15 protein-coding genes and 2 pseudogenes are annotated in these 18,094 nt (G+C 71.5%); 8 read left to right on the top strand and 9 right to left on the bottom strand.

Features of this window, described 5'->3' with window-relative positions:
• Window positions 1-4: 4 nt before the first annotated feature.
• The 4 genes from ABZX96_RS23195 to ABZX96_RS23210 are packed head-to-tail and all read right to left on the bottom strand — an operon-like array spanning window position 5 to window position 1,705.
• A complete protein-coding gene (locus ABZX96_RS23195) occupies window positions 5-256 on the bottom strand; it encodes an acyl carrier protein (protein ID WP_355547497.1) in 252 nt (83 codons plus the stop codon).
• Window positions 253-585, bottom strand: a complete 333-nt coding sequence (locus ABZX96_RS23200) for an antibiotic biosynthesis monooxygenase family protein (protein WP_355547500.1) — start codon at window positions 583-585, stop codon at window positions 253-255. Before ABZX96_RS23200 ends, ABZX96_RS23195 begins: the two co-directional genes overlap by 4 nt.
• Complete coding sequence (locus ABZX96_RS23205) at window positions 582-1,346, bottom strand: SDR family oxidoreductase (RefSeq protein WP_355547503.1); 765 nt, start codon at window positions 1,344-1,346, stop codon at window positions 582-584. Before ABZX96_RS23205 ends, ABZX96_RS23200 begins: the two co-directional genes overlap by 4 nt.
• On the bottom strand, window positions 1,343-1,705 hold the full coding sequence (locus ABZX96_RS23210; protein ID WP_355547506.1) for a SchA/CurD-like domain-containing protein: 363 nt from the start codon (window positions 1,703-1,705) through the stop codon (window positions 1,343-1,345). Before ABZX96_RS23210 ends, ABZX96_RS23205 begins: the two co-directional genes overlap by 4 nt.
• A gap of 335 nt (window positions 1,706-2,040) precedes the next feature.
• Between ABZX96_RS23210 and ABZX96_RS23215 the strand changes: the two genes are divergently transcribed.
• Entirely contained in the window at window positions 2,041-3,267 is a 1,227-nt protein-coding gene (locus tag ABZX96_RS23215) for an FAD-dependent monooxygenase (protein ID WP_355547509.1), read from the top strand.
• Between the two features lie 70 nt (window positions 3,268-3,337).
• Complete coding sequence (locus ABZX96_RS23220; RefSeq protein ID WP_355547512.1) at window positions 3,338-4,183, top strand: SAM-dependent methyltransferase; 846 nt, start codon at window positions 3,338-3,340, stop codon at window positions 4,181-4,183.
• 112 nt (window positions 4,184-4,295) lie between these two features.
• Here ABZX96_RS23220 and ABZX96_RS23225 read toward each other — a convergent pair whose 3' ends face one another.
• Window positions 4,296-4,772 (bottom strand): transposase, encoded by a 477-nt coding sequence (locus ABZX96_RS23225; RefSeq protein WP_355547515.1) that lies wholly within the window; start codon window positions 4,770-4,772, stop codon window positions 4,296-4,298.
• A gap of 1,085 nt (window positions 4,773-5,857) precedes the next feature.
• Here ABZX96_RS23225 and ABZX96_RS23230 point away from each other — a divergent pair.
• Complete coding sequence (locus ABZX96_RS23230) at window positions 5,858-6,094, top strand: hypothetical protein (RefSeq protein WP_355547518.1); 237 nt, start codon at window positions 5,858-5,860, stop codon at window positions 6,092-6,094.
• 8 nt (window positions 6,095-6,102) lie between these two features.
• A pseudogene (locus ABZX96_RS23235) lies at window positions 6,103-6,405 on the top strand (dTMP kinase); the annotation flags it as partial.
• 146 nt (window positions 6,406-6,551) lie between these two features.
• Here ABZX96_RS23235 and ABZX96_RS23240 read toward each other — a convergent pair.
• From ABZX96_RS23240 to ABZX96_RS23255, 4 genes and pseudogenes are all read right to left on the bottom strand, one after another.
• Window positions 6,552-9,638 (bottom strand): annotated as a pseudogene (locus ABZX96_RS23240) (alpha-amylase family glycosyl hydrolase); the annotation flags it as partial.
• Between the two features lie 158 nt (window positions 9,639-9,796).
• Complete coding sequence (locus tag ABZX96_RS23245; protein ID WP_355547521.1) at window positions 9,797-11,491, bottom strand: carbohydrate-binding module family 20 domain-containing protein; 1,695 nt, start codon at window positions 11,489-11,491, stop codon at window positions 9,797-9,799.
• A gap of 325 nt (window positions 11,492-11,816) precedes the next feature.
• Window positions 11,817-12,794 carry a dTDP-glucose 4,6-dehydratase gene (rfbB, locus tag ABZX96_RS23250; RefSeq protein WP_355547524.1) on the bottom strand — a complete coding sequence of 326 codons (978 nt, stop codon included), beginning with the start codon at window positions 12,792-12,794 and terminating at the stop codon, window positions 11,817-11,819.
• A complete protein-coding gene (locus ABZX96_RS23255; RefSeq protein ID WP_355547609.1) occupies window positions 12,791-13,858 on the bottom strand; it encodes a glucose-1-phosphate thymidylyltransferase in 1,068 nt (355 codons plus the stop codon). Before ABZX96_RS23255 ends, rfbB begins: the two co-directional genes overlap by 4 nt.
• A gap of 245 nt (window positions 13,859-14,103) precedes the next feature.
• On the opposite strand from ABZX96_RS23255, the gene ABZX96_RS23260 reads away from it, so the two are divergent.
• Genes ABZX96_RS23260 through ABZX96_RS23275 form a run of 4 tightly spaced genes read left to right on the top strand, consistent with a single transcriptional unit; the run spans window position 14,104 to window position 18,093 of the window.
• Entirely contained in the window at window positions 14,104-15,396 is a 1,293-nt protein-coding gene (locus ABZX96_RS23260) for an aminotransferase class III-fold pyridoxal phosphate-dependent enzyme (RefSeq protein WP_355547527.1), read from the top strand.
• Complete coding sequence (locus ABZX96_RS23265; RefSeq protein WP_355547530.1) at window positions 15,393-16,439, top strand: ATP-binding cassette domain-containing protein; 1,047 nt, start codon at window positions 15,393-15,395, stop codon at window positions 16,437-16,439. The genes ABZX96_RS23260 and ABZX96_RS23265 overlap by 4 nt, the downstream gene beginning before the upstream one ends.
• Window positions 16,436-17,296 carry an ABC-2 family transporter protein gene (locus tag ABZX96_RS23270; protein ID WP_355547533.1) on the top strand — a complete coding sequence of 287 codons (861 nt, stop codon included), beginning with the start codon at window positions 16,436-16,438 and terminating at the stop codon, window positions 17,294-17,296. The genes ABZX96_RS23265 and ABZX96_RS23270 overlap by 4 nt, the downstream gene beginning before the upstream one ends.
• Window positions 17,293-18,093, top strand: a complete 801-nt coding sequence (locus tag ABZX96_RS23275) for an ABC-2 family transporter protein (protein WP_355547536.1) — start codon at window positions 17,293-17,295, stop codon at window positions 18,091-18,093. The genes ABZX96_RS23270 and ABZX96_RS23275 overlap by 4 nt, the downstream gene beginning before the upstream one ends.
• Window position 18,094: the final 1 nt, after the last annotated feature.

The raw sequence follows: 18,094 nt of genomic DNA on the forward strand, positions 1-18,094 counted from the left end.
GGTGTCAGGCGGTGGCGGACAGACGCGCGCCGATCAGCTTCTCGACGTCGGCGGGTGTGCTCTCGGGAGTGATCTCCTCCTCGATGTCGATGCCGTACCGGCTCTTGATCCGGCTCGCCAGCTCGACACGTGCCAGCGAGTCGAGGTCGAGTTCCTCGAAGGACCTGGCGAGCGCCGCCTGACCGAGTGCCGGGTCCAGGCCGACCGCGGCCAGCATCCCGGTGAGTTCGTCCTGCACGGACGTGGATGACGTCATGGCTTTTCCCCCGTCGGTAAAGGTGTGGAGGTCGAAGTGTGGATGCGGAAGCGGAGCGAGCGCGCCTCCGTGAAGCAGTCCCGCATGGGCTTCACCAGGTCCCGGTGCTCCCGGGACTTCTCCCAGGCTTCGAAATCCTCGATGTCACGCCACTCGCTCGTGATGAGCCACTGCTCGGGGTCGGTGGCCGACTGACAGACCTGGTCCTGGATGTGGCCGGCGACTCCCCCGGCGACCTGGAACCGGATCGTGTCGTAGGCGTCCAGGAACTCCCGCTGCCGTGCGGCCGGGACCCGGACCAGGAAGACCACGCGGGCACCCGCGCTCACCGGGACGGCCTTGTGACACCCGGCGGGGGACCGCCGGCCAGCGCGGAAGTGAAGCCGAACCTCCCGACGACCGGCATCACGCTGCCGTACATGCCGTCGGAATCCTCGCTGGTCAGGAAACGCACGGCGCGGGCCACCAGTTCGGCGTCGACCGTGAGCGCGGGATCGACGTGTGGCATCTCCTCGCGCGTCTGTGGGGTGTCCACCAGCGTCAGCGAGATCGCGTTGGCGTGGATCCCCCGGTTCTTGACCTCATGGGCCATCGAGCGCATCCAGGTGACCAGGGCCGCCTTGCTCGCCGCGTACGCGGACATCGCGGCCAGCGGTTCGTCCGCGAGCGGAGTGCCGAAGTAGACCAGTTTCCCGCCCTCGGTGAGATGGGGCAGGACCGCCTGGGTGGCCACCACCGCTGACAGGAAGTTCGCCGTGAGCAGGTCCTCGTACGCGGACACGTCGGTGAGCATCAGCGGTCCCACGGCGAAGCCGCCCACCAGATGCACCATGCCGTCCAGAGAGCCGAACCGCGCGGCCGCCTCGGCCGCCGCGTGCTGGGCGCCGTCCGGCCGACCGGTGTCGGCCACCAGGACGTCCACCTCGCCCGGTCCGTCCCAAGCGGCGGCGTTCCCGGCGAGTGCGGTCAGCCGGGCGGCGTCGCGCCCGGTGAGCAGGAGCCGGTCGCCGCGCTCGACCAGGGCGCGCACCGTGGCGGGACCGAGCCGGCCGGTGGCACCGGTGACGAGCAGAGCGCGCGCGGCGCTCATGTGTCCTGCTCCCCGAAGACCGCCACACGGGTGGTGACGTGCTCCATCATCGCCTTCTGGAAGAAGGCGCGGGCTCCGGCCGGTGACGACAGGTCGCGAGGCTCGACCAGGAACTCGTCGAGCCTGCGCTCCAGTTCCTGGATGGCGGGCTGCCGCGCGAGGTGGGCCATGACGCGGGGCAGACTGCCGTCGATCTCCATGACGCGGACGACCAGGCCGTCCTTCATGAAGATCGAGGTGCCCAGCAACCGGTCCCCGCCGGAGGTGATCCACTCCGGCGGCGAGTAGCCGGCCAGCAGGTCCTTGACCACCGCCTCGGTGCCCGGCTTGACCTGGAAGCCGATCGCGTAACGCTCCATCAAAGGTCTTCTCCCTGACGTTCGAATGTGGGAACGGCCGATTGCCACCGGCCACGGCCAGCGTGCCGGTCGGCCTCCTCCCGGGTCTTCCAGCGGCCGGACGAGATTCGATCTCCTTACTCGGGAGGAGCTCTCCCCTGCCCGGGGGCCTCTCCTCCTGGCAGGGGCCCTCTCCTCCTCCCGGTGGTCGGCCGGTTCGTCCCCGCGCGGGAAGACGCCGGCCTCGGCGCCGCCCTAGCGTTCCCGGCAGTGCGGCGCGCCTTCCCCCGCCGCGGCGCTCCCCCTCCCGCCCTTCCGCGGGCGCGGCCCGCGCCCGAACCGACAGAGGAGACGTGATGACCGGCGAGCACGACGAGATCGTCGTCATGGGCGGCGGAATAGCCGGGCTGACCACCGTGCTGGCCCTGCGGGCCGCGGGCATCCGGGCCAGGGCGTACGAACGCGCGCCGGTCCTGCGCGCCGCCGCGTCGGGCAACGGCCTGGTCATCTGGCACAACGCCGTGCTCGCGCTCCGCGCGATCGGTCTGGACACGCACCTGGACGACATCGGGGCAAAGCTGCGCCGCTACCGGTTCCGCTCCCGGCGCGGCGGCGGCCTCGCGGACTGGTCCGTCGAGGACGGTGCCCGTCGGCACGGTGCCCCCGCCTACACGGTGAGCCGCCCCGCCCTGCACCGGATGCTCAGCGAACTGGTGGGCGACGACCTGGTTCTGGGCGCCCGGTGCGAGGACTTCGCGGAGGACACCGACGGCGTGACGGTGCGCTTCGACGACGGCCGGGAGATCCGCGGCCCGCTCCTGGTCGGAGCCGACGGACTGCGGTCGACGGTGCGTCGCCGGCTGATGCCGTACGAACCCCCGCCCCACTACGCGAAGATGACGGCATGTCAGGGCACCACGCGGATGCCGCTCGACAAGGTCCCGGCCGGAGTGTTCGTCAACACCTTCGGCGAGGGTTCCTGGTTCGTCTACTACCGGCTCGGTGACGACTCCGTCTACTGGGACGCCGTTCTCAACGACCGCACCAGCCGCCGTCTCGGCGGCAGCGCGCGCTCCCTGGGCCTCGGCACCCGGGAGGCGCTGCTGCGCGAGTTCGGCCACTGGCCGGCCCCGGTGCCGGCCCTGATCCAAGCCACCGGCGAGGACGAGATCCTGCCGGTCGACATCTACGACCGCGACCCCGTGGAGCGCTGGAGCACCGACCGGGTGACCCTGGTCGGCGACGCCGCCCAGCCCATGACCTTCAACCTCGGCCAGGGCGCCAACCAGGCCATCGAGGGCGCGATCGTCCTCGCCCAGTGCCTGTCGTCGGCCGGAGACGACACCGCCGCCGCCCTGGCCGCCTACGAACGGCGCCGTATCGGCCGGGCGGTGCGCATCGCCCGGCGCTCCCGGACGAACGGTGTACTCAGCCGCCGACGGAACCCCGTCGTGTGCCGGTCGCGCGACGCGTTCATGCGGGTGGCCTTCGACCGGCTGGTGTACCGCAAGACCTACCAACTCACCATGGACACCGACGTCGGCGATTTCCCTCTTCACCCTCGAATGTCGAAATCTTCGTGAAGCGCACCAGCCGTTTCCGTCGGCAACGTGCGCTCATCAGCAGCACCGGACCACAGGAGGACACCCACCGATGACCACCGATACCCGCCCCACCAGCGGAGTCAGCCGGACCGCCGTCATCATCGCCCAGGCGCGTGCGACCGAGAACGCCCGTACCGACCGGCTGTTCGCCGACCCGTACGCGCAGTCCTTCGTCGACGCCGTCGGGTGGATCCAGGTCGCCGAGGCGGGCCGCATGAACCAGGGCCACTTCGTCCTGCGCACCCGCTTCTTCGACGACTGGTTCCGGGCGGCGGCCGAGGGCGGGTGCCGTCAGGCCGTCTTGATCGCCGCCGGACTGGACACCCGTGCCTTCCGCCTCCAGTGGCCGGAAGGGTTCCGGCTCTTCGAGATCGACCTGCCCGGTCTCATGGCCTTCAAGGAGGCTGTGCTGGGTGTGCGCCGGGCCGAGCCGTCCTGCGACCGTACGGTGGTGCGCGCCGACCTCCGGGGTGACTGGCCTGCGGATCTGCTCGCCGCCGGCTTCGACCCCCGGCGGCCGACCGCCTGGCTGATCGAGGGCCTGATGATGTATCTGGAGCCGACCGACAACGACCGTCTTCTGGAACGCGTCGGAAAGCTCTCCGCTCCCGGCAGCCGGCTGGCGATCGAGCACATCAACAAGGAGTACACGGAACTGCCCCAATTGCGGGCCGTCCACGAGCGGCTCCGCAAGGTCGGCGCTTCCTGGCGGTCCACGATCCAGACCCCGTCCGCCTGGCTCGCCTCACACGGCTGGTCGGCGACGGTGGTCCCGCAGACCGAACTGGCCGCCCGGCACGGCCGCCCTGTACCCGAGCTGACCGACCCGGACACCGTCGGGGACGCCAGGATGTGGCTGGTCGAGGCGACGAGGAATGTGCCGGCCGACTCGTGAGCGAGCGTCTGCCCACCTCGGTGGCCGCGACCGGGACCGGCCCGGCGAGACCGCCGACCAGACCACGGCGCCCTGCCGTCGCGCGTGGCAGGGGCCTGGCACGCCATCACCGTCACGGGTTTCTGCGCGACCGGCCATCTGGTGGCCTTTCCCGTGCGTATCCCGGACACCGGGCGCGTCGGCGGCAAGGGCCACAGCTCCCAAGTGATCCGGGCCTGGCCCAGACGGCGCGGTATCGGCAACCATCCCGGTACGGTCCGACCGGCTCCGCGACCGGCGCCGGCGCGGCCGCCGCGGCGGGCGCCCACCTGCCGTCGACAAGCAGCTCCACAAGAGACGCAACGTAGACGCGTCCCCAGGGCCCGTACGGCTCGGACACATTCCGCCAGGGGACACCGGTCCGCGTCCGCCGGCGTATGCCGTCGATCAACTGTCGGCGGGGCCGCACCGGCGGACGGCCGGGCTTGATGCTCCGCGACAAGAGGCATCGGTGCCGGCGTCGGCAATGCCCGCACAGGCCGGATAGCCACGGCAAGCGGGAGAGCTCGATGGTGACAGCGGTCACGACGGAAACGCAGGCGCTCAGCACAGCGCGCTACCGCGCTATGGCGCTCGCAGCCACCACGCCTTGCTTGCCGTTCGCACGTTTCCGCTCGCGGATGACCGTCGCGGGTGCAAACCGGTGCGCTGCATCCGTCACGCGACTCGGAGATCGGCACAGTGACCCTCACCCTCGTCACCGACCACCCTGCATGGGGCGAAGACCCGTACGGACAGCGCGTGCACCTGGTCGAGTACCAGGGCGCTCCCTGGACGAGGTGTGCTCGCCGGTCCAGGCCGTCACGCTGCGCCCGGCCGGCACAGACGGCAACGGCCAGAGCCCACCGCTCCTGACCGTGGCGCACAGCGCCTTGCCCGCGCCCCATACGGCCACGACCCTGGTGCAGTGGCTCGCCTCCCTGGGCACGGTGCAGCGGCTGACGAACCCGAGCCTGTGGGACGCGATCACCACCGCGATCCTGCGGCAGGTCGTGCGCGCGGACCAGGCCCGCCGTGTCTACAGCGCCTGGTGCCAAGAACACGGCCTGGCCGTGCCCACCCCTGTCGGTGTCCTGTCCCTGTGTCCGGCCCCCGAGACCGTACTGGGCCTGAGCGACCAGCAGTTCACGGAGGTTGGCACGACGTTCCACCGCACCGTGCTGCGCGCCCCGGCCACCGCCTACCGCGCGCACCACCACTCATGGGAACATCTCGGCCCGGACGGCCTTGTCAAAGCTCTGCAAGAGGTGCCGCGGATCGGCCCGTGGACAGCGGCGGCCGCCGACTACACCGGTGACTTCGCGGTCTACCCGCACGGCGATCTCGCGGTGCGCACCTGGACCCGCCGCGCCGACCCCGACCATCCCTTCCCCGGCGGCGAGCGTGCCTTTACCCGCCCGCTGGCGCCGCCTGGCCAACGAGGACCGTGCGCACCTGCACGCCCTGACCTTGTTTACCCTGACCTGGGGGAGCCATGTCCGCACCGCACAGCCAGGAGACACCCCGCACCCGCCCGCTTGACCCCATCGCCGGCGCGGACCGATCCCGCACCCTGGACTCCTTGTTCGTCAACGCTCCTTACGCGACTACGCCCTGCGCCCCCGGGTCAACGACTACACGTTGCCCGTGCTCGGCATGGCCTACATCGCCACCTACGCCCACCAGGCCGGCTTCGATGTGGGTGTGCTGGACGCCGAGGCCCACGGCCTCGGCCTCGCACAGACCACCGACCTGATCAACACCGCCCGGCCGCGCTGGGTGGGCATGAACCTGCTGGCCCCTCCGTACGAGCTGTCCGCCCGCATCGCGGCCGGGCTCGTCGACGGCATCGCCCTGGTCGTCGGCGGGCGCCAACCGCTCTGGCCGCCCTGACCGACCAGCTGCGCGGTCGCGGCGAGACGGTCCACGCCACCACCGAGCCCTCCCGCAACCCCTCGGGGGAGTTCACCCGTACCCACGCCGACCGCCTCCACGGCCGCGCCCTGGCCTGCCTCTTCGCCGCCGACCGCTACCACCACCCGCGCACCGAGATACAGCCTCGCCTGGCCGCCGGTGACACCGTCGTGTACGACCGCTACCTCGCCTCCACCCTCGTCGTCCAACGGCTCGACGATGTCCCGGAAACCTTCCTGCTCGCCCTTAACGCCGACATACGGCTCCCGGACCTGGCGGTCGTCCTGACCGCCGCCCCCGGAACCACCGCCGCCCGGCTGGCCCGCCGCGGCGCTCACCACCGCTTCGAGAAGGACGCCGGAGCCGCCGCCCTGTTCACGCCGGCTCCGCCGGCGGCCCCCGCCACACGGTCCACGAGCGGCGCGTCCGCGTTCGGACGAACGGTGGTCGCGCCGAGCAGGGCTCCGTCCTGGCCCCGCTGTGTGGCGATCACCTGGCGGCTCGCCCGGGCCTCGGCGATCCGCCGGCGGTCCCTTGGGTCGATCGTGAACGCCTGGTGGTCGGCGTACCGCGGGTGGGCTGTTCGTTGTGCTTCGGTCAGCCGGGTGGGAATCAGGCGCAGCCACCGGCCCTCGTCCGACAGGGCCCCGTTGCGGAGGGTGATGCCGCCGTTCGGCGCGTACACCACCTGCTGGCTGGCGACTCCGGCGCCGGTCCCCTGCCATACGACGGTGGTGTCGTCCAGCCAGGTCGCCGCCGACGTGGCGAGGTCCAGGCCGAACGCTCCGCCGAGAGTGGGAGTGAGGTAGGCGGGGTCTCCGGCCACGCGCCAGACCTCGTGCCCGTAGAGGGAGAAGTCGAGCGTCTCGTCGACCGGGACGTCCTTCTGCTCCTTCTTGTGCAGGAGGTAGCTGAGCGATTGCGCGCCACCGGTCAGCGGGACCTCGAAGACCAGGCCGAAGGAGTCCCGGCCCGCGGGGCGCACCGGGTCGTTCCACTCCGGGGGGTTCGCCGCTCCCGTCCAGGGATGCAGGCCCCAGCCGTCGTAGTCGCCGTCGGCCCGGTGGTAGTGGATGACCGCCTTCGCCGGGTCCTGTTCCGGGTACGCGCCCGGGGGCCGGGTCGTGGTCACCGCGTCGCTCCCCTGCTCCGTCCACACTTCCGGTGCGACGCTCAGGCGCAGGGTGTGCGGTGGGCCGTCGGGCACGCCGTCCTTCTCCACGGTGAAGGAGATCGCGTCGGCGCCCCGGGCCGGGGTGAGCCAGGCGAACGCTCCGTACGCGTCCCGGCCGGTGAAGTCGGCGGTCCGGCCGTCGGCGGTCCGCAGTCGCAGGCCCGTGTGGTCGCCGTCGGTCCGCCGGTGGTGGACGACGGCCCAGTGGCGGGCCGCCGTCGGTTTCTCCACTACCGGTGGCCGGCCGGCGGTCGTGGCGGCGCGGTCGCTCGCGGTCCGGCCGGCGCTGTCGACGACGACCGCCTTGTACCGCAGCGGCGTTCCGGCCGCGATGTCCGCGGTGATGTTGTGGGTGACCCGGTAGGGGGCGTGGTCGGCGGTGCCGAGTGTCTTCCAGGGGCCGTTGCCGGCCTGGGCCGCGAAGACGACCCGGTGGTATCCGCCGCCGCGGACGTCGGCGGAGATCTCCGCGGTGCCGGTGACGCCCGCGGCCGGGGCCCGAAGCGCCAGGGAAGGCGCGGCCGTCGGCGGGGCCGGCGGCCGGGCCGCCTTGTACACGGTGGCCGACAGGGCCGGCACGGTCACGGTGATCTTCCCGTTCCCGTCGCTGCGCACCCTGCCCGTGGTGCCGTACAGCGCCTGGTAGGGCGTGTGAGCCGCACCGGTCGGCAGGGTGACGGTCCTGTCCTCGCGCGCGTTGTTGACCGCGACCAGGTAGTCGCGGCCCCGTCGTACGTCGGTGCGGGAGAAGGCGTACACGGAGCCCTGGGACAGGCGCTCGGTCTGGACGCCGTCGCGCAGGGCGGGGTGGTGCCGCGTCAGCCGGGAGAGGGCGGCGACGGCCCGGTAGAGGGGGTGGGCGGTGTCGTACGCGTCGAAGGCCCCGGTGCGGTCGGTGCCGATCCGGTCCTCGTCCAGGTAGTCGGGGACTTTCGAGGCGAACATCGTCTGGCGGGCGTCCGCGTCACCGCCGGAGCCCGTGAATCCCTGCTCGTCACCGGAGTAGACGACCGGGTTGCCCCTCGACAGGAACATCAGCTCGTGGGCCAGGCGGTCCCGTCGCAGCAGTTCGGCGTCGTCGGCGCCGGGGTTGTCCTGGCTGACGAAGCCGCCGACGCGCCCCATGTCGTGGCTGCCGAGGAAGGTGACCTGGCTGTAGGCGTTGGTCCGGTCCGTGCTGTACCGGTAGTCCTGCGCGAAGACGCGGGCGAGGTCGGCGGCGGGTCCGCTTCGGGAGGCGAAGTCGCGGGCCGCGGCCTGGAACGGGAAGTCCAGCGTCGCGTCGAGCCGGCCCTGGGTGACGTAGGGGGCGGTGAGGGACGCGTCCGCCGAGAACGCCTCGGCGAAGAGGAAGAAGTCCCGGCGGCCGTGCCGTGCGGCGTACCGGTCGAGTGCCGCGGCCCACTGCGTCCAGAAGGCCATGTCGACGTTCTTGGCCGTGTCGACCCGGAAGCCGTCCACGTCGAAGTCGTGGACCCATTTCTGGTAGATCCGCTCCATGCCGCGTACGACCTCGGGCCGCTCGGTCCACAGGTCGTCCATGCCCTTGAAGTCGCCGTACAGGGCGCTCTCCCCGGCGAAGGTGGAGTCGCCGCGGTTGTGGTACAGGGACGGGTCGTTGAGCCATTCGGGTACCTTGCGGTCCCGCGGATCGGTGGAGGGCCGCGGAGTGTAGGGCGCGCCGTCCCGGTCCGCGCGGCGCGTACCGGTGCTGTCGTCGAAGGGGCGGCCGTGCGCGTCCAGGTAGGGGTAGGCGCCCTTGCCGCGGTATCCGTACCGCTTCTCGGCGTAGTCGATGGTGTCCGCGGTGTGGTTGGTGATGACGTCGAAGAAGACCTTCATGCCCTTGGCGTGGGCCTTGTCGATGAGTTCCGACAGGTCGGCCTCGGTCCCGAAGTGGGGGTCGACCCGGGTGAAGTCGGTGATGGCGTAGCCGTGGTAGTTGGCGCCGGCCCTGCCGTCGTGGACCGTGACGGGCTTGTTCTTGAACACGGGGGCGAGCCAGATGGCGGTGGTGCCCAGACCCTTGATGTAGTCCAGGTGGTCGATGACGCCCCGGAGGTCGCCGCCCTGGAAGAAGTGCTTGTCGGTGGGGTCGTATCCGGTGGCCGTACGGTCGCCGGTCAGTCCTCCTCGGTTGTTGGCCGGGGACCCGTCGGCGAACCGGTCGGGCAGGAGCAGGTAGAACTGCTCCCTGCCGGCGGACGGGCGGTCCGGTTCCCGGGCGAGCCGGGCGTCCGAGGGCGGTGGGGGCGGCCCGACGGCCGCCGCCGGGGGCGCCGCGGATGTCAGGGCCGTGGCGAACAGTGCGAGGGCCAGGGCGGTTGCCTGAGGTCTGTGTCCGGCCATGTGACGCCTCTTCTCGGTGTCTTGGTGACGGACGCGGAGGGGCCGCCGCCCTGCCACGGGGCGCGGGACCGCCCGGCACCGGGGAGGTGGCGCCGGGCGGTCGTTCCGGTGACCGCCGTGTGCCGGCGGCGGCCGGGGTGCGTCGCGCGGGGCGGCTGTCAGTCGCGCCAGGTGTCGTTCAGTGTGATGCCGCCACCGGAGGGGACGGTGGTCCTGCGGTTGGCTCCGCCCTCCCAGGTGACGTGGCCCGCCGCGTCCTTGCGGAGGTACTTGTAGGCGATCGGCGTGCCCGCGGGCAGCTTCACGTCGAGCTTCCAGACGGGGTAGCCCGCGGGGTCCAGCTTGAGGGCCTTGGAGGGGTTCCAGTTGCCGAGGGCGGGGTGGCCGCCGGTGACGTAGATGCCCTGGCCCCACTGGGTGGTGGCGTTGACGTGGAAGGAGATTCCGGTGGCCGGTGCGGGCTGGTCGGTGCCGTCGCAGGTCCTCGCGCCCACGTGCAGGGCGAGGGCCGTGTCGGCGCCCAGGGTGGCGGTGAACCGTCCGGAGGAGTCGACCGTGACGCCCTTGCCGGTCTGGACGTCGCAGTAGGCGCCGGCGGGCAGGGAGGTCTGGAAGGTGCGGGTGAGCGGGGCGCCCTCGTGGTTGATGGCGACGTACGCCTTGTCGCCGCGGCCGAAGGCGATCCGGTTGCCGCCGTTGTCCCACCAGTTGGTCACCGGTGTGCCGCCGGCCGTGTTGCGGAACTTGACCATGCTCGCGATCTCGCGCCAGGCGTGCTGGCACTTCCAGCCGCCGGTGTAGCAGGCGGTGGCCCGCCCGTCGTTCGGGCCGCCGGCGTCCTTGTCGGTGAACTCGTAGCCGGAGTGGACGTCGGGGGAACCGTAGGGCCAGGCCAGCATGAAGACGTGGGCGAGGGTGTAGTTCGCGCCGTCCTTGTAGTTGAGGGTGTTCCCGATGCGTTCGGTGTCGTGGTTGGTGACGAACACGGACGCCTTGTCGCCGCGGACGTAGTTCCAGCCCTCGCCGAAGTTCTTCAGGTGCGCGAGCTTCTCTTTGGTGAAGACCCGCTTGAGGTCGTAGGCGTAGGTGAACTCCTGGACATCGCCGGTGCCGTAGTACTCGGGCGGCTGGACGTCCTCGCCCGGGGCCCCGATGGTCTCCTGCCGCCAGGGGACGCCGGGGTCGGTGAGCCGGGACTTGATGGCGGCGAGGTCGCCCGCGGGGATGTGCTTGGCCGCGTCGACGCGGAAGCCGTCGACGCCCAGGGAGAGCAGGTCGTTCAGGTAGCCCGCGGTGGTCTTGCGGACGTGTTCCTCACCGGTGTCCAGGTCGGGCAGGTCGCCCATCTCGCAGTTCTGGGACTCCCAGCGGTCCCGGTAGTTGACGATCTTCTTGCGGCAGGTGTCCAGGTCGGCACCCGAGTAGGTGCCGGGGTAGTCGTACTTGCTGAAGGGCGAGCCCGCGGAGCCCGTGCCGGAGGCGTTCGCCATGTGGTTGATCACGACGTCGGCGATGACCTTGACGCCTGCCGCGTGACAGGTGTCGATCATGCTCTTGAGGTCCGAGCGGTTGCCGAGTTTGGTGCCGATCTTGTAGCTGACGGGCTGGTACGCCGTCCACCAGGGGCTTCCCGCAAGGTGCTCGTTCGGTGGGGAGATCTGGACGTACCCGTATCCGGCGGGGCCCAGCTCGTCCGTGCAGGCTTTCGCCACCGACGTGAAGTGTCTTTCGAACATCACCGCGGTGACGTCCTTGCCGCCGGGCGCACTTGCCTGTGCCGGCGTCGGGGCCGTGACGGCCACAGCGGCTCCTGCCACGAGGGCAAGTGCAGCGGCCACGGTCTTTCTGGCCATGGTGTGCTCCAGTCTGAGGGGGTGGGGGTCGGCCTCGGTGGGCAACGCGCCATGCCGGACAAGGCGGGACTGATTTTTGCTGCAAGATTTTGCGATCGAGACCGTACGGCGCCCCTTACCGCTGGTCAACCCCTCGCCGGAGATTCCCAGTTCACCGAGGTGGGAGGTGAACCGTGAACGTGCAAACTCTTTCGCAAGTGTTTCAGCGCTGTTACCTTCAACGCACTCCGGCCCGCGGCCGAGGGGATGCGGCAGGTTGTCCCCTACGCGCCCGGCCGACCGGGCCGGAGTGTCCGGCGCCGCGCTCCCCCGCTCCTTCCACCCCTCAGACGGCCTCGAACAAGGGCGCCCACCACCGCCGGTGGGCGCGGTACCAGTCCACCGTGGCGGCCAGCGCCTGATCGAAGTCGGCCCGCGGCCGGTATCCGAGCTCCACGGCGATCTTGCCGTGGTCCACCGCGTAACGGCGGTCGTGGCCCTGGCGGTCCCTGACGTGCGCGATGCGGTCGGGGCCCGCGCCGCACCGGCGCAGCAGCCGGTGCGCGAGGTCGAGGTTGCTCAGGGACGTGCCGCCCCCGATGTTGTACGTCTGTCCGGCCCGCCCGGCCGTGCGTACCAGCTCGATCGCCCGGACGTGGTCGTCCACGTGCAGCCAGTCGCGGACCTGCCGGCCGTCTCCGTACACCGGGAGGCTGCCGCCGGTCAGCGCCGCGGCCAGGAAGCGCGGAACGGCCTTCTCCGGGTGCTGGTACGGGCCGAAGTTGTTGGAACAGCGGGTCACCCGTACGTCCATCCCGTAGGTGCGGTGGTGGGCGAGGGCGACGAGGTCCGCCGCGGCCTTGGACGCCGCGTAGGGCGAGCTGGGCCTGAGCGGGTCCTCCTCCCGTGCGGCGCCTTCGGGTATCGAGCCGTAGACCTCGTCGGTGGAGATGTGCACGAAGATCCGCACCCCGTTCCGCAGCGCCGCGTCCAGCAGGGTCTGGGTGCCCACGACATTGGTGCGGGTGAAAGGAGAGCCGTCCTCGATGGAGCGGTCCACGTGCGACTCCGCCGCGAAGTGGACGATCTCGTCGTGCCCGGCCGTCAGACGCCGCACCGTCGCGGCATCGCAGACGTCCCCCTCGACGAAGGCCAGACCCGGGTGGCCGCTCACCGGATCGAGCCGGGCGAGGCTGCCCGCGTAGGTGAGTTTGTCCAGCACGGTGATCGCGACGCCGGGCGGTCCCGACGGGCCGAGAACGGCGCGGACGTAGGCGGATCCGATGAACCCGGCGCCACCGGTGACGAGGATGCGTGACGTCATGAGGGGAGCTGCACCTTACTGTGATCGCCGATGACGAGACGGTGGGCCGGGTGCGGGCGGGGCGCCGCGGCCACGACCGCCCCGCTGCCGATCAGCGACCGCTCGATGCCAAAGGCGCCTTCCAGGCACGCGCCCCGCAGCAGCACGGAGGAGTCGACCGCGCTGTCCTCGATGCGGCAGTCCTCGGCGACGCAGGTGTACGGGCCGACGGTGGAGTTGCTGATCACCGCGCCCGGGCCGACCACCACGGGCCCGACGATCCGGGACCCCGTGACCACGGCCCCCTCGGCGATGCGGACCCGGCCCACCAGGACGCTGTCCGGGTCGACCTTGCCGTCGACGCCGCCCGTCATCCGGTCCAGGACGTGCCGGTTCGCCGCCAGCAGGTCGTCCACGCTGCCGGTGTCGCGCCACGGCCGGGTGGTCGTCTCCGCGCGGACGTCCAGGCCCTGTTCGATCATCCACTGCACCGCGTGGGTGATCTCCAGCTCACCCCGTCCGGAGGGGCGGATGGCGCGCACCGCGTCGTGCACCGCGGGGGTGAACGCGTAGACGCCGACCATGGCGAGATCGCTGCGGGGGTGCTCCGGTTTCTCCTCCAGCCGGCGCACCAGCCCCGCGTCGTCGATCTCCGCCACGCCGAAGGCGGTCGGGTCGGGCACCGGGGTGAGCAGCAGCCGGGCGGCGTCCCGGCCGGCGGCGGCACGCCGGACGAAGCCCGCGATCCCGTCCTCCAGGTAGTTGTCCCCGAGGTACAGCAGGAAGTCGTCGTCCGCCAGGAAGTCCCGCGCGATCGCCACCGCGTGGGCCAGGCCGAGGGATGCGGACTGGCGGAGGTAGGCGACGCGCAGCCCGAAGGCGGACCCGTCCCCCACCGCGCGGCGGATGGCGTCGCCGTGGTCGCCGACCACCACCCCCACGTGCTCGATACCGGCTTCCGCTATCGCCTGCAGGGCGTAGTGCAGCACCGGTCGGTTGGCGAGGGGGAGGAGCTGCTTGGCGCGGGTGTGCGTGAACGGCCGTAACCGGCTGCCGGTGCCTCCCGCCAGGACGAGGGCTTTCACCTCGGCCACCGATGTCGCGGAAGCGGCGGGGTCTGTTGTCTCACGGATCTCTCCTCGAACGAAGGTCGCGGTGTCACCGGTGAAGCGGCTTTTGACTCAAGCAGAAGCTGTATCTGACACGCAAGACCGCTCGGAAACTTGCAGCAATTTCTTGCAGCGATGAGTGATTGATGTTTGACTCACCTCCGACGCCACCCAACGGCGCCATATGGCACAGCAGTTCGCCCAGAAGGGTGGGATCGGCAGTGACGGGTCAGCACCAGATGGAGCGTCTGGAGCGCGAGGCCGGGCATCTGGCCCCGGGCGCATCGGACGAGGCGGCCGTCGGGCGCCGGGTCTTCGCCGAAGGGCACGGTCCGGTCCTCACGGACCTCGACGGCAACCAGTACCTGGACTTCGCGGCGGGCACCCTGACCCAGTCGCTGGGGCACGGACACCCCGAGGTCGTGGAGGCGCTGACCGAGCAGGCCCGGCGCCTGTGGAACGTGCACGACTCGGCGACGCCCGACCGCGCCGCGCTCCTGGAACTGCTGGCCAGGCTGCTGCCCGAGCAACTGAACACCTACGCCCTGCTCTCCACGGGGGCGGAGGTGGTCGAGGCGGCGTTACGGGTGGTGCAGGCGACCGCCCCGCCCGGCCGCAACCGGATCGGAGCCCTGCGCGGCGGCTTCCACGGCAAGACGATGGGCGCGCGGATGCTCGTGCACTGGGACGTCGGGCATCAGGCGTTCGCCGGCAACTCCGTCCTCGGCTACTCCGCCTACTGCTACCGCTGCCCCCTGGAACTGAGCCACCCCTCGTGCGGGCTGCGCTGCGCCACCCTCGTGCGCAAGCACATCACCGACAAGCCGAACGTCTCGGCGCTGGTCTTCGAACCCGTCCTCGGCGCGGCCGGGGTCGTCGTGCCGCCCCCGGGGTACTGGGAGCAGATCGCCGCAGCCTGCCGGGCCAACGGGGTGCTCCTGGTCGCGGACGAGGTGATGACCGGCGGCGGCCGGACGGGCACGTTCCTGGCGAGCGAGCAGTTCGGCATCGAACCGGACCTGGTCACCCTGTCAAAGGGCCTGGCCAGCGGGTTCCCGTTCGCGGTCCTGGCGGGCCGCGCGGAGCTGCTGCGCCACCCGGCGGCCTCGGTGCCCGGCGCCTACTCGGCGACGTACGGCGGCAACCCGCTGGGCATCGCCGCCGCGCGGGCCACCCTGGAGGTCGTCGAACGCGACCGCCTGGTCGAGCGCGTCCGCGTCCTGGGAGAACTGCTGCACGAGCGGCTGTCCGCCCTGCCGGCCCGCTTCGAGAACCTCGGCGACGTGCGCGGCCTGGGACTGCTGTACGGGCTGGAGTTCGTCACGGACCGGCAGAGCCGCGCACCCGCACCGCACCTCGCCCGGGCCGTGTACGCACGCGCGCTCGACCTGGGCCTCCGGGTGGCCCTCGGCGGACACATCCTGCGGCTGGCCCCTCCGTTCACCATCGACGAGCCGCTCCTGGACGAGGGCGCCGATCTCCTCGAAAAGGCCCTGGAGCAGGTGCTGTCGTGATCGTCGCGGAGAACCTCGTCAAGGAGTTCCGGCTCGCCGAGCGCAAGCCCGGCCTGGCCGGCAGCCTGGCCACGCTCTTCACCCGCAAGCACCGCATCGTCCGCGCGGTCGACGGTGTGTCCTTCACGATCCCGGCCGGCTCCAAGACGGCCTACATCGGCGCCAACGGGGCGGGGAAGTCCACCACCATCAAGATGCTCACCGGCATCATGACGCCCACCTCCGGGCGCTGCCTGGTCCGCGGCATCGAGCCGTACCGGCACCGGAAGGCCAACGCCCGCGGCATCGGCGTCGTCTTCGGCCAGCGCAGCCAGCTGTGGTGGGACCTGTCCGTCCCGGACTCCTTCCGCATCCTGCACCGCATCTACGAGATCCCCGATCCGGTGTACCGCCGCAACCTCGCCCTGTACCGGGACCTGCTGGACATCGACGCCCTCGGCACCACACCCGTGCGCCGGCTCAGCCTGGGCCAGCGGATGCGGGCCGAGATCGCGGCGAGCCTGCTGCACGACCCGCCCGTCGTCTTCTGGGACGAGCCGACCATCGGCCTGGACATGGTGCTCAAGGACGCGGTGCGGCACCTGGTCAACCACGTGCACCGGGAACTGGGCACGACCGTCGTCCTCACCAGCCACGACATCGCCGACATCGCCGCGATCTGCGACAGCGCCCTGGTCGTGGACCGGGGGCGGGTGGTGCACCAGGGCAGCATCCGCGACCTGCTGCGCACCGCCGACCGGCGGTCCGTCCTGTTCGACCACCGGGACGCGACGGCTCCCGAGCGGGCCTGCGCGGACATCGAGCGGGGGCTGCCCGGGGTGAGCGCCTCGCCGGCCGAGGACGGCCGGATCAGGGTCGACTACCCGGTGGACCGGCTCACCTCCCGCCAGGTGCTCGCCTTCCTGCTCGAACGCTTCGACCTGGCGGACTGCTGGGCACCGGAACCGGACCTGGAGGACGTACTGCGGCGGATCTACGACCGCGGCCGTCCCGAGCCGGTCCCGGTGGAGAGCCCGGGACGGCCCGCGGCAGGTGGGGCATGAGCGGCTCCCCCGCGTCAAGAACGAGGAGCGCCCGGCCGGTCCGCCCGGCCGCACGCCTGCGGCACTATCTGCCCTTCGCCACCGGCGGTCTCCAGTCCCTGCTGCAGTACCGCTCGTCGTTCGTGACGACCGGCGTCACCGCGGCGGCGGGCGCCGCGGTCTCCGTCTTCCTGTGGCGGGCCGTGTACGCGGGCTCGCCGCCCGGCGGCGGACCGGGCGGCTTCACCACCGGGACCATCACCACCTACCTGCTGATGGCCCAGATCCTGCAGGTCCTGCACGCCAACCGGGTGGACGACGAGGTCGCGGCCGACGTCTACCGCGGCGACGTGGCCGTCATGCTGGTGCGGCCCGTCAGCTATCCGGTCATGCGGTTCTTCGCGTGCCTGCCGGTCGTCGCGGCCAACGCCGTGCTGGTCGGCGTGCCGGTGCTCGGCCTGTTCGCCCTGATCACGCCGCTCACCGTGCCCCGACCGGCCGACGCCCTGCTGTTCCTGGTGTCCGCCGCGCTGTCCGTCCTGCTCGCCTTCCTCGTGAACATGCTGACCGGCATGACGGGATTCCTCACCACCAACACCTGGGGGGTGCGGATGGTGAAGCAGAGCGTGGTCGCCTTCTTCGCCGGGCAGCTGGTGCCCCTCGCGCTGATGCCGGGACCGCTGCGGGCCCTGGCGTCCGCGCTGCCCTTCCAGGGCATGGTCGACGCGCCGCTCGCCCTGCTGCTCGGCCGCTACGACGGCGCGGCCGACGCCGCCGGGATCCTCGCCCGGCAGCTCGGCTGGGCAACCGTCCTGGCCCTGCTCGGCGCCGTCCTCTGGCGCGCCGCGCTCAGCCGTCTGGAGGTGCTCGGCGGATGACCCGGACGCTGTGGCGCCACGTACGGCTGGCCTTCTTCCTCGGCGGGGTCGGGCTGCACCGGCTGAGCGCGTACCGCATGGACTTCGTTCTCGGGGCCGGCGCCTTCCTGGTGCGCGTGGGCCTGCAGACGGCGGTGGTGGGGCTGGTCTTCCGGCACATTCCCGCCCTGGGCGGCTGGAGCTACCACGAGGTGCTGTTCCTGCTGGGCTTCTCGCTGCTGCCGCGCGGCCTGGACCACCTCTTCACCGACCAGTTGTGGGAGCTGGGCCGCAAACTCATCCAGCGCGGCGAGTTCTACCGCTACCTGATCCGCCCCGTGAACCCGCTGTTCTCCCTGCTCTCGGAGCGCTTCTTCCACCCCGACGCGCTCGGCGAGCTGGCCGTGGGCGCCTTCCTGGTGTGCTGGTCCGGCAGCGCCATCGGCCTCGGCCTCACCCCGCTGCAGTGGGCCGTCGCCCCCTTGCTGGTGCTGTGCGGCGCCCTGATCCACGCTTCGGTGAAGCTGCTGTTCGCCTCGCTGTCCTTCTGGACCGTGACCAGCCTGCCGTCCATGTACGCGGCGAACCAGGTGTCCGAGTTCGCCGCGTACCCGCTGGACATCTACCACTCCTCGCTGCGTGCCCTGCTGACCTGGGTGCTTCCCTTCGCCTTCACCTCGTACGCGCCGTGCGTCTACCTGCTGACGGGCGCCACGGGGCTGGTGGTCTGGCTGCCCGTGGTGACGGCCGGCGCCCTGGCCCTGGCGCTGACCGTGTGGCGGCGAGGCCTGAACGCCTACGAAATGACCGGGAGTTGAG

This window comes from Streptomyces sp. NPDC003077, assembly GCF_040611095.1.
Taxonomy (GTDB): domain Bacteria; phylum Actinomycetota; class Actinomycetes; order Streptomycetales; family Streptomycetaceae; genus Streptomyces.

Coding starts and splice junctions, on each gene's coding strand:
- ABZX96_RS23210 (WP_355547506.1), bottom strand. CDS start 1,705: ATGGAGCGTTACGCGATCGGCTTCCAGGTCAAGCCGGGCACCGAGGCG.
- ABZX96_RS23205 (WP_355547503.1), bottom strand. CDS start 1,346: ATGAGCGCCGCGCGCGCTCTGCTCGTCACCGGTGCCACCGGCCGGCTC.
- ABZX96_RS23215 (WP_355547509.1), top strand. CDS start 2,041: ATGACCGGCGAGCACGACGAGATCGTCGTCATGGGCGGCGGAATAGCC.
- ABZX96_RS23275 (WP_355547536.1), top strand. CDS start 17,293: ATGACCCGGACGCTGTGGCGCCACGTACGGCTGGCCTTCTTCCTCGGC.
- ABZX96_RS23230 (WP_355547518.1), top strand. CDS start 5,858: ATGGCCTACATCGCCACCTACGCCCACCAGGCCGGCTTCGATGTGGGT.
- ABZX96_RS23245 (WP_355547521.1), bottom strand. CDS start 11,491: ATGGCCAGAAAGACCGTGGCCGCTGCACTTGCCCTCGTGGCAGGAGCC.
- rfbB (WP_355547524.1), bottom strand. CDS start 12,794: ATGACGTCACGCATCCTCGTCACCGGTGGCGCCGGGTTCATCGGATCC.
- ABZX96_RS23270 (WP_355547533.1), top strand. CDS start 16,436: ATGAGCGGCTCCCCCGCGTCAAGAACGAGGAGCGCCCGGCCGGTCCGC.
- ABZX96_RS23220 (WP_355547512.1), top strand. CDS start 3,338: ATGACCACCGATACCCGCCCCACCAGCGGAGTCAGCCGGACCGCCGTC.
- ABZX96_RS23195 (WP_355547497.1), bottom strand. CDS start 256: ATGACGTCATCCACGTCCGTGCAGGACGAACTCACCGGGATGCTGGCC.